This is a genomic window from Streptomyces sp. NPDC018031 (assembly GCF_044327625.1).
GTDB lineage: Bacteria > Actinomycetota > Actinomycetes > Streptomycetales > Streptomycetaceae > Streptomyces.
The window spans coordinates 205,558-221,382 of the sequence record NZ_JBIRFT010000003.1; the positions used below are offsets into that span (position 1 = coordinate 205,558).

Annotated in this window: 14 protein-coding genes; 9 read left to right on the plus strand and 5 right to left on the minus strand. The window is 74.3% G+C overall.

Translation table 11 applies throughout. The annotated features are described in order from the left end of the window. Positions 1-91: 91 nt before the first annotated feature. The 5 genes from ACH4B3_RS11145 to ACH4B3_RS11165 all read left to right on the plus strand — a co-directional run bounded on the left by ACH4B3_RS11145 (position 92) and on the right by ACH4B3_RS11165 (position 5,517). Positions 92-688 (plus strand): DUF6153 family protein, encoded by a 597-nt coding sequence (locus ACH4B3_RS11145; RefSeq protein WP_398462510.1) that lies wholly within the window; start codon positions 92-94, stop codon positions 686-688. A 131-nt stretch (positions 689-819) separates the two neighbouring features. Beyond that, complete coding sequence (locus ACH4B3_RS11150) at positions 820-1,458, plus strand: DUF305 domain-containing protein (RefSeq protein ID WP_398462511.1); 639 nt, start codon at positions 820-822, stop codon at positions 1,456-1,458. Positions 1,459-2,071: 613 nt separating this feature from the next. After that, positions 2,072-3,823, plus strand: coding sequence for an NAD+ synthase (locus ACH4B3_RS11155; protein ID WP_398462512.1), 1,752 nt, complete (start codon positions 2,072-2,074; stop codon positions 3,821-3,823). Between the two features lie 226 nt (positions 3,824-4,049). Next, positions 4,050-4,754, plus strand: a complete 705-nt coding sequence (locus ACH4B3_RS11160) for a DsbA family oxidoreductase (protein ID WP_398462513.1) — start codon at positions 4,050-4,052, stop codon at positions 4,752-4,754. Positions 4,755-4,836: 82 nt separating this feature from the next. Next, the gene (locus ACH4B3_RS11165; protein ID WP_398462514.1) at positions 4,837-5,517 is read left to right on the plus strand and encodes a class I SAM-dependent DNA methyltransferase; all 681 of its coding nucleotides are present in this window, start codon (positions 4,837-4,839) and stop codon (positions 5,515-5,517) included. An 81-nt stretch (positions 5,518-5,598) separates the two neighbouring features. Here ACH4B3_RS11165 and ACH4B3_RS11170 read toward each other — a convergent pair whose 3' ends face one another. After that, entirely contained in the window at positions 5,599-6,207 is a 609-nt protein-coding gene (locus ACH4B3_RS11170; RefSeq protein ID WP_398462515.1) for an NADPH-dependent FMN reductase, read from the minus strand. A 196-nt stretch (positions 6,208-6,403) separates the two neighbouring features. Here ACH4B3_RS11170 and ACH4B3_RS11175 point away from each other — a divergent pair, with 196 nt between their 5' ends. After that, entirely contained in the window at positions 6,404-7,270 is an 867-nt protein-coding gene (locus ACH4B3_RS11175; RefSeq protein ID WP_398462516.1) for a helix-turn-helix domain-containing protein, read from the plus strand. A 161-nt stretch (positions 7,271-7,431) separates the two neighbouring features. Here the strand turns inward: ACH4B3_RS11175 and ACH4B3_RS11180 are convergent, their stop codons facing one another. The 4 genes from ACH4B3_RS11180 to ACH4B3_RS11195 all read right to left on the minus strand — a co-directional run bounded on the left by ACH4B3_RS11180 (position 7,432) and on the right by ACH4B3_RS11195 (position 12,717). Further along, positions 7,432-8,637: an MFS transporter gene (locus ACH4B3_RS11180; RefSeq protein ID WP_398462517.1), complete on the minus strand. Its 1,206-nt coding sequence runs from the start codon at positions 8,635-8,637 to the stop codon at positions 7,432-7,434. Positions 8,638-9,086: 449 nt separating this feature from the next. Further along, complete coding sequence (locus ACH4B3_RS11185) at positions 9,087-10,112, minus strand: endonuclease/exonuclease/phosphatase family protein (protein WP_398462518.1); 1,026 nt, start codon at positions 10,110-10,112, stop codon at positions 9,087-9,089. Between the two features lie 365 nt (positions 10,113-10,477). Continuing rightward, positions 10,478-11,089 carry a TetR/AcrR family transcriptional regulator gene (locus ACH4B3_RS11190; RefSeq protein WP_398462519.1) on the minus strand — a complete coding sequence of 204 codons (612 nt, stop codon included), beginning with the start codon at positions 11,087-11,089 and terminating at the stop codon, positions 10,478-10,480. Beyond that, positions 11,086-12,717 carry an MFS transporter gene (locus ACH4B3_RS11195; RefSeq protein ID WP_398462520.1) on the minus strand — a complete coding sequence of 544 codons (1,632 nt, stop codon included), beginning with the start codon at positions 12,715-12,717 and terminating at the stop codon, positions 11,086-11,088. The genes ACH4B3_RS11190 and ACH4B3_RS11195 overlap by 4 nt, the downstream gene beginning before the upstream one ends. A gap of 231 nt (positions 12,718-12,948) precedes the next feature. Between ACH4B3_RS11195 and panB the strand changes: the two genes are divergently transcribed. From panB to ACH4B3_RS11210, 3 genes are all read left to right on the plus strand, one after another. Further along, entirely contained in the window at positions 12,949-13,821 is an 873-nt protein-coding gene (gene panB / locus ACH4B3_RS11200; protein WP_398462521.1) for a 3-methyl-2-oxobutanoate hydroxymethyltransferase, read from the plus strand. 144 nt (positions 13,822-13,965) lie between these two features. Further along, positions 13,966-14,985 carry an ATP-binding cassette domain-containing protein gene (locus tag ACH4B3_RS11205; protein WP_398462522.1) on the plus strand — a complete coding sequence of 340 codons (1,020 nt, stop codon included), beginning with the start codon at positions 13,966-13,968 and terminating at the stop codon, positions 14,983-14,985. Continuing rightward, positions 14,982-15,812, plus strand: coding sequence for an ABC transporter permease (locus tag ACH4B3_RS11210; protein ID WP_398462523.1), 831 nt, complete (start codon positions 14,982-14,984; stop codon positions 15,810-15,812). Before ACH4B3_RS11205 ends, ACH4B3_RS11210 begins: the two co-directional genes overlap by 4 nt. The last annotated feature ends 13 nt before the right edge of the window (positions 15,813-15,825 follow it).

Genomic DNA, 15,825 nt, shown 5'->3' on the forward strand with positions numbered 1-15,825 from the left:
TCCGGGGCGGCCGAGGACGGCGGGCCCGCCGGTCCGGGGCGGCCGGAGGGCGGCGGGCCCGGCCGGCCTGCCGCCCCCTACGATGAGCGCCATGACCACGCGGCCGCGGATCCTCAAGCCCTCCCGGGCCTGGGCGTGCCTGCTGCTGATGTGGTCGGTCCTGGCGGGGGTCGTGGCCATGCACGGGTTGGGGAGCGGCGCCTTCGCGGCCGCCGCGCACACCGCCCAGCCGTCGCCGCATACCGCCGAGGCCCCGGCGCCGCACAGCGCCCAGCCCCCGTCGCACGCCGCCCCGCCGCCGTCCGCCGGCCGGCCGGGGCACGGCCTGCGGGCCTGGCACGCCGCACCGGCGCACGGCACCCACCGGGCGCCGGCCGCGGACACGGACACGGGCGCGACGGACCGCTCCGGGGCGCATCGGTCCGGGACCGAGGCGCACGGGTCGGCCGGTACGGCGCGGGTGAGCGCCTGCCACCACGCGGGCCTCGGCGACGGCCCGGAGCATCCGCACCACGCGGACGCCACCTGCGCGGCACCCGGCATCAGCACCGGGCCACTGCCGCCATCGCTCCTCCCGGGCGCCACGGCGGCCCCGGCCGACGGGGCGGGCCTGGCGCCGGCCGCGGCGGCGGGTCCGGACGGCCGCTCCCCGCCCTCCCTGAGTCAGTTGCAGCTCCTGCGTATATAGGCCCGCACCCCCGGCCCCGGTCACCACGGCCGGTCCGGCACGCGCACGCCTCGGTGCGGATGACGTCATCCGCACCCCTTCACCCGGATGCCCCGGGGGCATCCCCTCCGTACTCGCAGGAGCACACCATCATGACCACGCACCGTTCCCTCGCCCGCCGCGCGGCCGCGCTCTCCGCCGCCGTCGCCGCCGCTCTGGTCCTCGCCGCGTGCGGCAGCGACGACGACGGTGCCGGCGGACACGGCGGCCACGACAAGCCGTCCGCCGGTGCCCCGGCCGGCGCCCCGGACGGAAAGGGCGCGCACAACGCGGCGGACGTCGCCTTCGCCCAGGGGATGATCCCGCACCACCGCCAGGCCGTGGAGATGGCCGACCTCGCGGCCACCCGGGCGTCCTCCGCCCAGGTGAAGAAGCTCGCGGCGGAGATCAAGCAGGCCCAGGACCCGGAGATCCGGACCATGTCCGGCTGGCTGAAGAGCTGGGGCGAGGAAGTGCCCGCGGCGGACTCCGGGGCGGACCACTCGGCCCACCACGGCATGCCGGGCATGATGACCGCGGCCGACATGGAGAAGCTGGAGCGGGCGTCGGGTGCGGCGTTCGACACCGCGTTCCTGGAGTTGATGGTCAAGCACCACCAGGGCGCGGTGGAGATGGCCGGGACCGAGAAGTCCAAGGGCGCCCACCAGGGCGCCAAGGCGCTGGCCGGGCGGATCATCACCACCCAGAACGCCGAGATCACCCGGATGGACACGCTGCTCGGCAAGGACTGAGCGACGGCGCGCCGACCGGGACCGGCGGTCCCGGTCGGCCCCTCACCGGCGCCCTGCGCCACCGGTCCCGGCCGGGTCCCAGCCGGATGGCAGACCGAGCGGATAACGGACCGGCGGCCCCGGCCCCGGTCGGGTACGGACCGGCAGACCCGGTCGAGTCCTCACCGGCGGCCCCGGCCGGCCCCGTCGAGCCCGGACCGGCGCGACGGAGTGCGGCGGAGTGGGGGCGGGCGTGGTGCGGGGCGCGTCCCGCACCACCCCGCCGTCGCTGCCCTCCCGGTCCCGCGCGCCCCCGCGCCCGGGACCGGGCGCGCCATCCCGGTGCCCCGCCCGCCGCGGCCCACCACCCGTCCGCCGGGTCAGACGGCCCGTCCGCCGGCTACCCACGACCCGTCCGCCGGGTCCCTCGGCCCGTCCGTCCGTGAGCCACGGCCCGCCCCGCCGGCGTCCACGGCCCGCCCGCCCGGGCTACCGGTCCGCCCCACCGGCGCCCGCGGCCCGTCTCGCCGACGGCCCGCGTCCGGCGGTCCCGTGCCCCCACGGCCAGGGGCTGCCGCTGCCGCTGCCGCTGCCGCGCACCCGATTGCGTCAGAAAGACGATTACACTGGGCCCGTGCCTCAACTTCGCCTCGCTCTGAACCAGATCGACTCGACCGTCGGCGACATCTCCGGCAACGTGGAGACGATCATCCACTGGACCCGGCACTCCGCCGGGCAGGGCGCCCATCTGGTGGCGTTCCCCGAGATGGCGCTGACCGGCTACCCCGTCGAGGACCTCGCCCTGCGCGCCTCCTTCGTCGAGGCCTCGCGCGCCGCGCTGCGCACCCTCGCCACCCGGCTGGCCGAGGCGGGCTTCGGCGACCTTCCGGTGGTCGTGGGCTATCTGGACCGCAGCGAGCAGGCCGAGCCGCGGTACGGCCAGCCGGCGGGCGCGCCGCGGAACGCGGCCGCGGTGCTGCACCGCGGCGAGGTGGCGCTGACCTTCGCCAAGCACCACCTGCCCAACTACGGCGTCTTCGACGAGTTCCGCTACTTCGTGCCCGGCGACACCCTGCCGATGATCCGGGTGCACGGGGTGGACGTGGCGCTGGCGATCTGTGAGGACTTGTGGCAGGAGGGCGGCCGGGTGCCGGCCGCGCGCACCGCCGGAGCCGGTCTGCTGCTCTCCGTCAACGCCTCGCCGTACGAGCGGGAGAAGGACGACACCCGGCTGGACCTGGTGCGCAAGCGCGCCCAGGAGGCCGGCTGCACCACCGCGTACCTGGCCATGATCGGCGGCCAGGACGAGCTGGTCTTCGACGGCGACTCGCTCATCGTGGACCGGGACGGGGCGGTGATCGCCCGCGCCCCGCAGTTCGCGGAGGGCTGCGTGCTGGTCGACCTGGACCTGCCCGCCGCGGGGGAGGTGCCGGCCGGCGTGGTCGACGACGGCCTGCGCATCGACCATGTGACGCTCTCCGCCGACCCGCTGCCGCCCTACGAGCCGGAGCTGGCCGGCGGCGAGGCGGACCGGCTCGGCGACGACGAGGAGGTCTACACCGCGCTGGTGGTGGGGTTGCGGGCGTACGCCGCCAAGAACGGCTTCCGCAGTGTGCTGATCGGGCTCTCCGGCGGCATCGACTCCGCGCTCGTGGCGGCGATCGCCTGCGACGCGCTCGGCGCGCAGCAGGTGTACGGCGTCTCCATGCCGTCCCGGTACTCCTCCGAGCACTCCCGGGACGACGCCGCGGAACTGGCCCGGCGTACCGGGCTCAACTTCCGTACGGTGCCGATCGCCCCGATGTTCGACGCCTATCTGGGGTCGCTTGGGCTGACCGGGCTGGCCGAGGAGAACCTCCAGTCCCGGCTGCGCGGCACCATGTTGATGGCCCTCTCCAACCAGGAGGGGCACATCGTCCTCGCGCCCGGCAACAAGTCCGAACTGGCTTGCGGCTACTCGACGCTCTACGGCGACTCGGTCGGCGCCTACGGGCCGATCAAGGACGTCTACAAGACCTCGGTCTTCCGGCTCGCGAGGTGGCGCAACCAGGCCGCGCTGGACCGGGGCCAGACCCCGCCGATCCCGGAGAACTCCATCAGCAAGCCGCCGAGCGCCGAGCTGCGGCCGGGCCAGGTGGACACCGACTCGCTGCCGGACTACGAGGTCCTCGACCGGATCCTGGAGCGCTACGTGGACCGGGACCAGGGGTTCGCCGAGATCGTCGCCGCCGGGTTCGACGACGCGCTGGTGGCCCGGGTGCTGCGGATGGTCGACACCGCCGAGTACAAGCGGCGGCAGTACCCGCCGGGGACCAAGATCTCCGCGAAGGGCTTCGGCAAGGACCGCCGGCTGCCGATCACCAACCGCTGGCGCGAGCGGGTGTGACCCCGGGCGCGCCGCCGCCGCGGGACCGCCGGACACGGACCGCCCGGCGCCGGAGGCCGCGTGCCCGGTACCGGGCGGCCGGCAGCACCCGGCGCGCGGCCGGCCGACAGTGCGGCGGGCCGGCCGGCCGACGGTGCGGCCCGCCGCGCGGGAACAGCCGGCCACCCGCCGCGGTTAGCATTGCTTGAGTTTTCAAGCACATGTCGGCAATGGAGTGAGTGCCCCCGTGAAGGTCGAGATCTACAGCGACATCGCATGCCCGTGGTGCCACCTGGGCAAGAGCCGGTTCGAGCGGGCCCTGGCGGCGTTCCCGCAGGCCGACCGGGTCGAGGTGGTCTACCGGCCGTTCCAGCTCGATCCCGCCGCCCCCGAGGAGCCGCGGCCGCACCGCGAGGTGCTCGCGGAGAAGTTCGGGCCCCGGTCGGTGGCGATGGACGCGCACATCACCGAACTCGGCGCGGCCGAGGATCTCACCTTCGACTTCGACACCGTGGTGGAGAACAACTCGCTCCTCGCCCACCGGTTGCTCCGCTTCGCCCTGGAGGAGTACGGGCCCGCCGCCCAGGCCCGCCTCAAGGGGCGGCTGCTGGAAGCCCACTTCGGTGAGGGGCTCGACATCGGCGACCGCGAGCACCTGACCGACGCCGCCGTCACCGTCGGCCTGGACCGCGACCCGGTGGCCGCGTTCCTGGACGGCGACGCGCTGCACGACGAGGTCCTGGACGAGATCGAGGAGGCCCGGCAGCGCGGCATCACCGCGGTGCCCACCTTCGTCTTCGAGGGGCAGTGGGCGGTGCAGGGCGGCCAGGAACCGGCGACCTTCCTCAGCGTCCTGCACCAGATCGCGGAAGAGACCGGCGCCGCCCCGGAACAGCCGGCCGGACCGGACGCCGGGTGCGCGGACGGCGCCTGCGAGGTGCCGCGCGACTGACCGCCCGGCAGCCGGCGGTCGCCACGGCCGCCGGCGGTCGTGGCGGGTCCGGTGGTGGACCGCCCCGCCCGCCCCTAGCCTCGTGACGGGGACCACCGAGTTCCGGGAGGCGAGCTGCGTGACCGAGCGGTTCGAGGTGGATCATCCGATCCTGAAGCGGATGTACTCGCTCGGCGGCGACGTCGAGGAGCGCACCGGCATCTACGACGAGTGGGCGGGGAACTACGACCGGGACACCGTCGAGGGCCTGGGCTACGTCGGCCCCGCGCTGGTCGCGGCCCGGGTCGCCGCGCTCGTGCCGGCCGCCACCCCGGTCCTGGACGCCGGCTGCGGGACCGGGCTGGTGGGCGGTGAACTGGCCCGGCGGGGCTTCACCACGGTCGACGGGGTGGACCTGTCCCCCGGCATGCTCGCCGTCGCCCGCGAGAAGGGCGTCTACCGGCGGCTGGCGCGGGCGGACATCACCCGCCCGCTGCCCCCGTCCCCGGACCCCGGCGGCTACGGCGCGGTCGTCTGCGCGGGCACCTTCACCGCCGGGCACGTCGGGCCGGAGGGGCTCGGACCGCTGCTCCGGGCCACCCGGACCGGCGGCTACCTGGTCGTCACCGTGCTCACCCAGGTATGGGAGCGGATGGGCTTCGACCGGCGGGTGGCGGAGCTGACCCGGCGCGGCGCCGCCCGGCCGGTGGAGGACCGGGCCGACCAGACGTACCACGCCAAGGAGCACGTCACCTGCCGGCTGGTGGTGCTCCGGGCGGCGTGACCGCGCGCTCCGGTACGGCCGGGACCGCTCCGGTACGGCCGGGCCGCCCCCGCGCGGCCGGCCGGCGCCCGGCACGGCCCGCTACCGGGACGCCTCCGCGAACGGGCGGTCGCGCCGGGCGTCGTGCAGAACCGAGCCCCACCACAGCAGCTGGTCGAGCATCACCTTGGCGGCGGCCTCGGGCCCCTCGGGGGCGAGCAGCTCGCCGTCCTGGCCGAACAGTTCGTAGTACCGGGGGAAGCTCACGTAGTCGCGGATCGTGTGGGCGTGCAACTCCCCGAAGACCTGGCGCAGTTGCTCGATCGCCAGCAGCCCGCCGCTCGCGCCGCTGTAGCCGACGAAGCCGATCGGCTTGGCCGCCCACTCGGTGTAGTGCCAGTCGATCGCGGCCTTCAGCGCCGCCGGGAAGCTGCGGTTGTAGTCCGGGGTCAGCACCACGATCGCGTCGGCCGCCGCGATCCGCGCGGTGAGGTCCGCCATCCCGGCGGGCCGGGCCAGGTCGGGGTCGACGGCCGGCGGCACCGGCGGCAGGGCGAGCGGCAGCGGCGTGTCCGCCAGGTCGACCAGGTTCACCGTGAACCGGCCGTGCCGCTCGGCCTGCCGGACGAACCAGTCCGCCACCACCGGCGCGAACCGCCCCTCCCGGACACTGCCGACGATCACCGCGAGGTCGAGATTGTCACTGGACACAGCTGGGCTCCTCAGTTCTCCCGGGCCGTCCCCGGGCTCTCCCCTGCCCTCCCCGGTGCTCCGGGTCGGGCGGCGCCCGCCGTCGCGGGGCCACGTCCCTCAATCTGCCGGGCCCGGCGGGGGCCAGGAAGGCCGGGCGGAGACTGGTAGTGGCAGGGCCACCATCCGTTCCTGCCGCGCCTGTTACGTTCGGGCGGTGAGCGACAACGAGCTGGGGATGTTCCTGCGCCACCGCCGGGAGGCGGTCAGTCCCGCCGAGGCGGGGCTGCCCACCGGCCCGCGGCGGCGCACGCCGGGGCTGCGCCGGGCCGAGCTGGCCACCCTGGCCGGGGTCAGCGTCGAGTACGTGACCCGGCTGGAGCAGGGGCGCGACCGCCACCCGTCGGCACAGGTGCTCTCCGCGCTGGCCGACGCGCTGCGCCTGACCGCCGCCGAACGCGTCCATCTGCACCGCCTCAGCAAGGGGGCGGAGGGCGGCTTCAGCTGCCTGGGTGGCGCGGCCCCCGGCCGCACGGTCCGCCCCACCGTGCGGGCGCTGGTCGAACGCCTGGAACCGACGCCCGCGGTGGTGCTCAACCGGCTGAGCGAGGCGCTGCTCTGGACGGCGGGCTACGAGCGCCTCGCCGGGCCCGTCGGGCTGCTGGACGACGGGCCGCACGGCACGCCGCCGAACCTCGCCCGGTTCGTCTTCACCGACGAACGGGCCCGGACCGCCTACCCCGACTGGGACCGGATCGCCGACCAGCAGGTGTCCGCCCTCAAGCAGGGGCCGTTCCGGGCGGACCCGCACATCGCGGCCCTCGCCGACGAGCTGGCCGTGACGGCGGGCGCCGCCTTCACCGGGCGCACCGGGACCGTGCTCGGACTCCCCCGGTCCAGCGGCGTGGAGCGGCTCGTGCATCCGGAGGCCGGCGAGCTGCGGCTGGCGTACGAGACCCTCGACCTGTCCGCGGACGACGATCTGCGCCTGATCGTGCAACTGCCCGCCGACGAGGCCACCGCGGCCGCCCTCGACCACCTCACCGGACGCCGGCCGGGCATGCTCCGCTCGGTCTCCGCCTGACGCTTCCGCGCCCGGCCCGGACCGGTGCCGCGGCGGCCCGGCGCCGGGCGGGACGGGACGGGGCCGGGCGGGACGGGACGGGGCCGGCGGTCCCGGCGCCGCGTGGTGCGGTGCGGTGCGTCGGCGGCCCGGCGCCCGGCGCGGCTCCGGGCCGCGCGGCGTCAGTCGACCGGCTGCCGCTCGGGGTCGGGTACCGCGGACCGGGCCACCAGCCGGGACGGGCCGGGCGTACGGTCCAGCAGCCCGGCGGTGACCGCGATGCCCAGGCCGGCGATCGCCAGGACCGCGCCGACCAGGGTCGGGGACGTCCAGCCCCAGCCCGCCGCGATGGCCGCCCCACCCAGCCAGGCGCCGCCCGCGTTGGCCAGGTTGAAGGCGGAGTGGTTGGAGGCGGAGGCGAGGGTCGGGGCGTGCTTGGCCTTGTTCATGACCAGCATCTGCAGCGGGGTGGTGGTCATGAAGCCGACCGCGCCGAGCACCACCACGGTGACCAGGGCCGCCCACGCGACGTGGACGGTGAAGTGGAATACGACCAGCACGACGGCGAGCGCGGCCAGCGAACCGTACAGCGTGGGACGCAGCGCCCGGTCGGTCAGCGGTCCGGCGACCAGCGCGCCGAGGGTCATGCCGATACCGAAGAGGGCGAGCACCACGGTCACGGACGACTCGGCGAAGCCGGTGACCTCGGTCGCCATGGACGCGAGGTAGCTGTAGACGGCGAAGACCCCGGCGAAGCCGAAGACCGCGGTCAGCAGCCCGAGCAGCACCTGGCGGTCGCGGAGGGCGCCGAGTTCGCGGCGCAGACCGCCCTGCGGGTCGGCCGGGACCTGCGGGACGAGCCGGACGAGCGCGGCCATCGCGAGCACGCCGATGGCGGTGACCACCAGGAAGGTGGCGCGCCAGCCGAGGTGCTGGCCGAGCAGGGTGGCGGCCGGGACACCGATGATGTTGGCGACGGTCAGGCCGAGGAACATGGTGGCGACGGCGCGCGCCTGCCGGCCCTCGGCGACCAGGCGCGCGGCGACGACCGCGCCGACGCCGAAGAACGCGCCGTGCGGCAGCCCGGCGAGCACCCGGCCGGCCAGGAGCAGCCCGAAGGACGGGGCGAGCGCGGAGGCCAGGTTGCCGAGCGTGAACACGCCCATCAGCGCCACCAGCATCCGCTTGCGCGGCACGCGGGAGCCGAGCGCGGTGAGCAGGGGCGCGCCCACGACGACCCCGAGGGCGTAGGCGGAGACGAGGTAGCCGGCGGTGGGGACGGAGGTGCCCAGGTCGTCCGCGACGTTGGGCAGCAGGCCCATCATCACGAACTCGGTGGTGCCGATGCCGAAGGCCGAGATCGCGAGCGCGAGCAGGGCGAGGGGCATGAGAGACCTTTCGGGAACGAGGGGCGGAGGTCAGCGGGAAGGTTATGTTTCTCAGCTGAACAAAGTCTCTCATGGCCGGTCCGCCCCGCGCCGCCCCGCGGGTGAACGGCGGGACGGGACCCGGTGAACACGGCGTTCCCACCCGGCCCGGGCGGAACCGGTGGCCGTCCCCGGCGGACGGCGTGGCGGCCGTCCCCGGCGGACGGCACGGCGGCCGGAGCGACGACCGGCCCGGCGGACGACCTGCCGGACGACCCGGCGGACGACGTGACGGCACGGCCGGGCGCAGCAGCAGCAGACGGGACGCCCGGGCTCCACGGCCCGGCCGGATGCCCGGGGCGACCGCCGGACCACAACGCCCCGGACCGCAACGCCCCGGTGTGGCACGCCCCGGCCCGGCACGCCCCGGCGTGGCCCCCGGGGCCGACGACCGGCTCAGTGGCCGCCGGTCAGAGCTTCACCGAGGCGGCCACCGGCAGGTGGTCGCTGGCGGTCCGCGGCAGGGTCCACGCCGACACCGGGTCCATCCCCCGCACCATGATCTGGTCGATCCGGGCCATCGGGAACGACGCGGGCCAGCTGAAGCCGAAGCCGTCCCCGGCCGCGCCCTGCGCCGAGCGCAGCTGGGAGGTGACCGGGGCCAGCGCCCGGTCGTTCATGGTGCCGTTCAGGTCGCCGAGCAGGACCACCCTGCCCAGCCGTTCGTCCGCGATCCGCTCGCCCAGCGCTTCCGCGCTGTCGTCCCGCTGTCCGGCGGTGAACCCCTTGTCGGACTTCACCCGGACCGACGGCAGGTGGGCGACGTAGACCGCGACGTCGCCGTACGGGGTGGCGACGGTGGTGCGCAGCGCGCGGGTCCAGCCCAGCTTGATGTCCACCGGGGCGCTGTCCCGCAGCGGGTACTTGCTCCACAGTCCGACCGTGCCCTGCACCGTGTGGAACGGGTAGGCGTCCGCCAGTGCCTTCCGGTACGCGGGGACCGCCTCGCCGGTCAGCTCCTCCAGGGCCACCACGTCGGCGCCGGAGGCGGAGACCTTGCGCGCGGTGCCCGCGGGGTCGGTGTTGTCGGCGTTGACGTTGTGGGTGACGACGGAGAAGTTGCCGCCGGTGCCCGAGCGGTCGAAGAACATCAGCCCGCCGAAGAGGTTCAGCCAGACGACCACCGGGAGCAGCAGGGCGATCAGGGCGGTGGCGGACCGCCGCACCAGCGCCACCACCAGCAGCACCGGGATGAACAGCCCCAGCCAGGGCAGGAAGGTCTCCAGCAGGCTGCCGAGGTTTCCCACCCGGTTGGGGATCTGCGCGTGGAAGACCATCATCAGCGCCAGCAGGACGGCGAACCCCGCGGTGACCAGGCCGCGCCGCCAGATGCCCCGGTCGTGCCGCCAGCGGCGCAGCAGGCGCCGGGCCCGGGAGCCGGCCGACTCGGAGCCGTCCCCGCCTTGTCCCGTCTCCTGCGTGTACGCCTGCACCATGCGTTGTCCCTCACTCCGGATGTGCCGGTCCGCCCCGACCCGCGCCTACGGGCACGACCATAGGCGATGACCAGGCATTTTCCCGGCGTCCTGACGGGCGCCGTCCGAACCTGGGGACGTCGTCGCGGCGCGGTCGGGTTCCAGCGGGACCGGATGAGGCGGCATCTGTGACAGAACGGGCACAAACCGGCTGATCAGGGCCGGGCACCGGATGGGCCGCGGGGCGGGCCGAGCGGGCCCGGCACCCCGGCGCGCCCCCGCGCGCCCCGGTCCGGCGGCGCCTCGCGCGTGTCGCCGCCCTCCCCCGGCCGGCCCGCACGCCGGGCGCGGGCGGGCGTCCCCGGGCCGCGGCGTCGCGGTGCCGGTCAGCCGCGCGGCCGGACCCCGTCCAGCACGGTGTCGACTATCCGTTCGGAGAGTCCTTCCGGCAGGTCCCGCCACTCGTGCATCATCGCCCGGGTCAGCATCGGCCCGACGAACAGGTCGGCGAGGAGTTCCAGGTCCTCGGTGGCGCGGATCTCGCCGCCCTCGATGCCCCGGCGCAGCACCGTCAGCAGCGTCTCGCGGCGCCGCCGCAGGACGGTGTCGTGGTACTCCTGCCACAGGTCCGGATGGGCCCGGACATGGGCGACGACCGCGCGCAGCAGCGCCGAGTGCCGCTTGGCCAGCGCCCGCTTCCGTATGAACTCCAGCATGGTCACCAGGTCGTCGCGGACCGATACGCCCGCGGGCCGGGGGTTCTCGTCGTCCAGGGAGCGCATCACGTCGAGCATCAGCGCCTCCTTGCCGCGCCAGCGGCGGTAGACGGTGGCCTTGCCGACCCCCGCGTCCCGGGCGATGCGTTCCATCGACAGCTCCCCGATGGTCGCGCCCTCCTCCAGCAGCCGCAGCACGGTCTCGATGACCACGCTGTCCACGGCGGCGCTGCGCGGCCGGCCGCGGGGGCGGGCCGCGGGCGGGCCGGCGGCGTCGGTCACCGGTCCGCTCCGGTGGGCGCCTGGCGGGGCTCGGGGCGGGCTCCGGCCGGCGCCCCGGCTCCTTCCTGCCCGGTCCGCCCGGGCAGGAAGGAGCCGACCACCACCGCGCCGACGAGGGCGACGACGGCCGCGCTCAGCGAGGTCACGTGCATGGCGTGGACGAAGGAGTCCTCGGCCGCGGTGGCGAGCCCCTTGCCGGCCGGGCCCATCCGTTCGGCGACGGCGAGGGTGGCCTCGACCGACTCGCCCGCCGTGTGGCGCGCGGTGTCGCTCAGCCCGGGGGTGCGGGCGAGGTCGTCCTCGACGCCGCCGCGGTAGGTGGTGGACAGCACCGAGCCGAGCACCGCGACCCCCATCGCGCCGCCGACCTGCCGGAAGGTGTTGTTCAGCGCCGAACCGGAGCCGGCCCGCTCGCGGGGCAGCGCCTGCATGATCGAGACCGTCACGGGCGGCATGATGTGCGCCATTCCGCAGCCCTGTACGAAGAACAGGACTTCCAGCACCCAGATCGGTGATTCGGCGTCCATGGTCAGGAAGCCGAAGAGGGTGGCCGCGACCATCAGCATCCCGGCCGTGCACACCGCCCGGGCGCCGAAGCGCTCGACGGCCAGCCGGGCGCGCGGCGCGAAGATCAGCTGGGCGGCGGCGACCGGCAGCAGCAGCATGCCGGACTGGAGCGCGCTGTAGCCGCGCACGCTCTGGGTGTAGAAGACCATGAAGAAGGTGACGCCCATCAGCGCGAAGAAGACCAGCGCGATGGCGGCGATGGACGCCGAGAAGGCGGGCTTGCGGAACTGCCCGATGTCGATCGACGGGTGGTCGCTGCGCTTCTGGTGCAGCACGAACAGGACCAGCACCGCCAGGCCGCCGCCCGCGGTGGCCAGCACCTCGGGGTCGGTGAAGTCGGCGAGCTGACCGCCCTTGATGATCCCGTACACCAGCAGCACGAGGCCGACGACGGAGAGCAGCACGCCGACCGGGTCGAGCCTGCCCGGGGCCGGGTCCCGGGAGTCGGGGACCAGCACCGTCATCGCGATCAGCGCGACCACCACCACCGGCACGTTGACGAAGAAGACCGAGCCCCACCAGAAGTGCTCCAGCAGCAGGCCGCCGGTGATCGGGCCGATCGCGATGGCCAGCCCCACGGCGGCGACCCAGATGCCGATCGCCTTGGGCTGCTCGTCGCGCTCGAAGACGTTGACCAGGATGGCGAGGGTGGCGGGCATCACGAACGCCGCCCCCAGGCCCATCACGGCACGGAAGGTGATGAGTTCGGTGGGTGAGCCGGAGAAGGCGGCGAGCACCGAGCCCACTCCGAACAGGGCCATCCCGCCGAGCAGCACCTTCTTGCGGCCGAGCCGGTCGCCGACCAGGCCGGCGGTGAACAGCAGCCCGGCGAAGACCAGCGTGTAGGAGTTGATCGCCCACTCCAGCTCGCTCTGGGTGGCCCCCAGGCCGGTGGGCTGCGGCGAGGCGATGGTCTTCATCGCCACGTTGAGGATGGAGTTGTCCAGCACCACGACGAGCACGCTGAACATCAGGACGGTGAGGATCGCCCACCGCTTGCGGTGGATGCTGTCCGGTACGGCGCGCGCCTGGTCGTCGTCGCGGTGGGGTGGGGTAGCCATGGCGCCACCGTAACTCTTTTCCGATACGGAACCGTCTCGTATCGGATAGCCATGGGGAAAGCTTTGCGATCCCGGCTCCGGCGGCCCGCCGACCGCCCGCGACCGCCGCTTCCGGGCCGCCCGTCCGGACGGTGACGCGGGCACTTCCGTGCCGAGGGTGACGCGTGCCAGCATGGGGGGTGGTCCGGAGACACCGTCAGGGTGCTTCGAGATGACAAAGGAGCCATTGCGATGACGCACGTCAGCCATGCCCCCACGCCGAAACCGGCCGACAGCGGCAAGTCGCTGTACGGGGGGACCAGCTCCCGGCGTATCACCGTCCGTGACATCGCCGCCGCCAAGCAGCGCGGCGAGAAGTGGCCCATGCTCACCGCCTACGACGCGATGACCGCCTCGGTCTTCGACGACGCGGGCATCCCGGTGATGCTGGTGGGCGACTCCATGGGCAACTGCCACCTGGGCTACGAGACCACCGTGCCGGTCACCATGGACGAGATCACGATGCTGTCCGCCGCGGTGGTACGCGGCACCAAGCGCGCCCTGATCGTGGGCGACCTGCCGTTCGGCAGCTACCAGGAGGGCGCGGTGCAGGCGCTGCGCAACGCCACCCGCCTGGTGAAGGACGCCGGGGTGGGCGCGGTGAAGCTGGAGGGCGGCGAGCGGTCCGCGGACCAGATCGAACTGCTGGTGCGGTCCGGCATCCCGGTGATGGCGCACATCGGCCTCACCCCGCAGTCGGTCAACGCCTTCGGCGGCTACCCGGTCCAGGGCCGCGGCGAGGAGGCCGCGCAGCAACTGCTGCGGGACGCCAAGGCGGTGCAGGACGCGGGCGCGTTCGCCGTCGTGCTGGAGGTCGTCCCGGCCGAGCTGGCCGCCGAGGTGACCCGGTCCCTGCACATCCCGACGGTGGGCATCGGGGCCGGCCCGGAGTGCGACGCGCAGGTCCTGGTGTGGACCGACATGGCGGGCATGACCGGCGGGCGGGTGCCGCGGTTCGTCAAGCAGTACGCGCAACTGCGCCAGGTGCTGGGGGACGCCGCCAAGGCGTTCGCGGAGGACGTGGTCGGCGGGGGCTACCCGGCCGAGGAGCACTCCTTCCACTGACCGTGACGGGGAACCCGCCCCGGGCCGCCCGGCCCGGGACCTGAGCCACCTCCGGCACACCGACAGCCCGCCGACCGTCCCCCGTCGGCGGGCTGTCCGCCGCTTGTCGGCCGTCTGTCGGTGGCGGCTGCCATGCTCTCCGGCATGACGCGATTCGAAACCAACCCAGGCGGGGGGAACGCCGTCGAGGTACGCGGACTGGTGAAGCACTTCGGTGCCACCCGGGCCGTCGACGGTGTGGACCTGGACGTGCGGGAAGGCACCGTCCTGGGGGTCCTCGGCCCCAACGGCGCCGGCAAGACCACGCTGGTGCGCTGCCTGTCCACGCTGCTCCGGCCGGACGCCGGCACCGCCGTCGTAGCCGGGTACGACGTGGTGCGCCAGCCCCGCCAGCTCCGCCGCACCATCGGCCTGACCGGGCAGTACGCCTCGGTCGACGAGAAGCTCTCCGGCTGGGAGAACCTGTACATGATCGGGCGGCTGCTCGATCTGTCCCGCAAGGACGCCCGGGGACGCGCCGACGCCATGCTGGAGCGGTTCTCCCTCACCGAGGCCGCCAAGCGGCCCGTGGGCACCTACTCCGGCGGCATGCGGCGGCGCCTGGACCTGGCCGCCTCGATGATCGGCCGGCCCGCCGTGCTGTACCTGGACGAGCCCACCACCGGCCTCGACCCGCGGACCCGCAACGAGGTGTGGGACGAGGTCAAGCGGATGGTGACCGAGGGCACCACGGTGCTGCTCACCACCCAGTACATGGAGGAGGCCGAGCAGCTGGCGAGCGAGCTGACGGTCATCGACCGCGGCAAGGTGATCGCCGAGGGCCGGGTCAACGACCTCAAGGCCAAGGTCGGCGGGCGCACCCTGCAGATCCGTCCGGTGCGGCCCGAGGACCTGGACCCGATGGTCGACGCGCTGGCCGACGCCGGTCTGGACGGCATCGGCGGGGCCACCGCCGACCGTGAGGAGGGCCTGGTCAACGTGCCGATCATCAGCGACGAGCAACTGACCGCGGTGATCGGACTGCTGGGCGTCCGCGGCTTCGCGATCGCCGGCATCGACACCCACCTGCCGAGCCTGGACGAGGTGTTCCTGGCTCTCACCGGACAGAAGACTTCCACCCCGCAGGACGCTGCGGCCGACAGCCTCGAGGAGGTCGCGGCGTGAGCGCGACGACCGTGAACGCACCCGCGGCGAAGACCCCGCCGCTGCCCGGCGAGGGCCGGATCGGCCTGCGCGCCAACCTGCGGCACATCGGCGCCCTGGTGCGCCGCAACGCCCTGCAGATCAAGCAGGACCCGGAGTCGATGTTCGACGCCGTGCTGATGCCGATCATCTTCACCCTGCTGTTCGTGTACGTCTTCGGCGGCGCCGTCTCCGGCGGGCAGGACGCGTACGTCGACTACTTCATCCCCGGCATGATGGCGATGGGCGGTCTGAGCATCGCCATGTCGGTGGGCACCGGAGTCAACGACGACTTCAACAAGGGAGTGATGGACCGCTTCCGCACCATGCCCATCGCCCGCTCCTCGGTGCTGATAGCCAAGCTGGTGGTGGAGACCGGACGGATGCTGGTCTCCACGCTGATCCTGCTCACCGTGGGCTTCATCCTGGGCTTCGACCTCAAGACGGACGTGCTGCAGCTGCTCGCCGCGGTCGCCCTGGCGCTGGTCTTCGGCTCCTCGCTGACCTGGATCTTCATGCTGCTGGGCCTGTCCATGAAGACCCCGCAGGCGGTGCAGGGCGTGGGCTTCCTGGTCATCATGCCGCTCCAGTTCGGCTCGTCGATCTTCGCCAAGCCGGACTCGATGCCCGGCTGGCTGCAGACCTTCACCGACTACAACCCGCTGTCCCAGCTGGCGGACGCGGCCCGGGCGCTGACCCAGGGGGAGGGCGCGGTCGCCCAGCCGGCGATCAGCTGCCTGGCCTGGGCGCTGGGCATCACCCTGGTGACGGCCCCGCTGGCGGTGCGGAAGTTCCGGGACAAGACCTGAGCCCGCGCCGCGG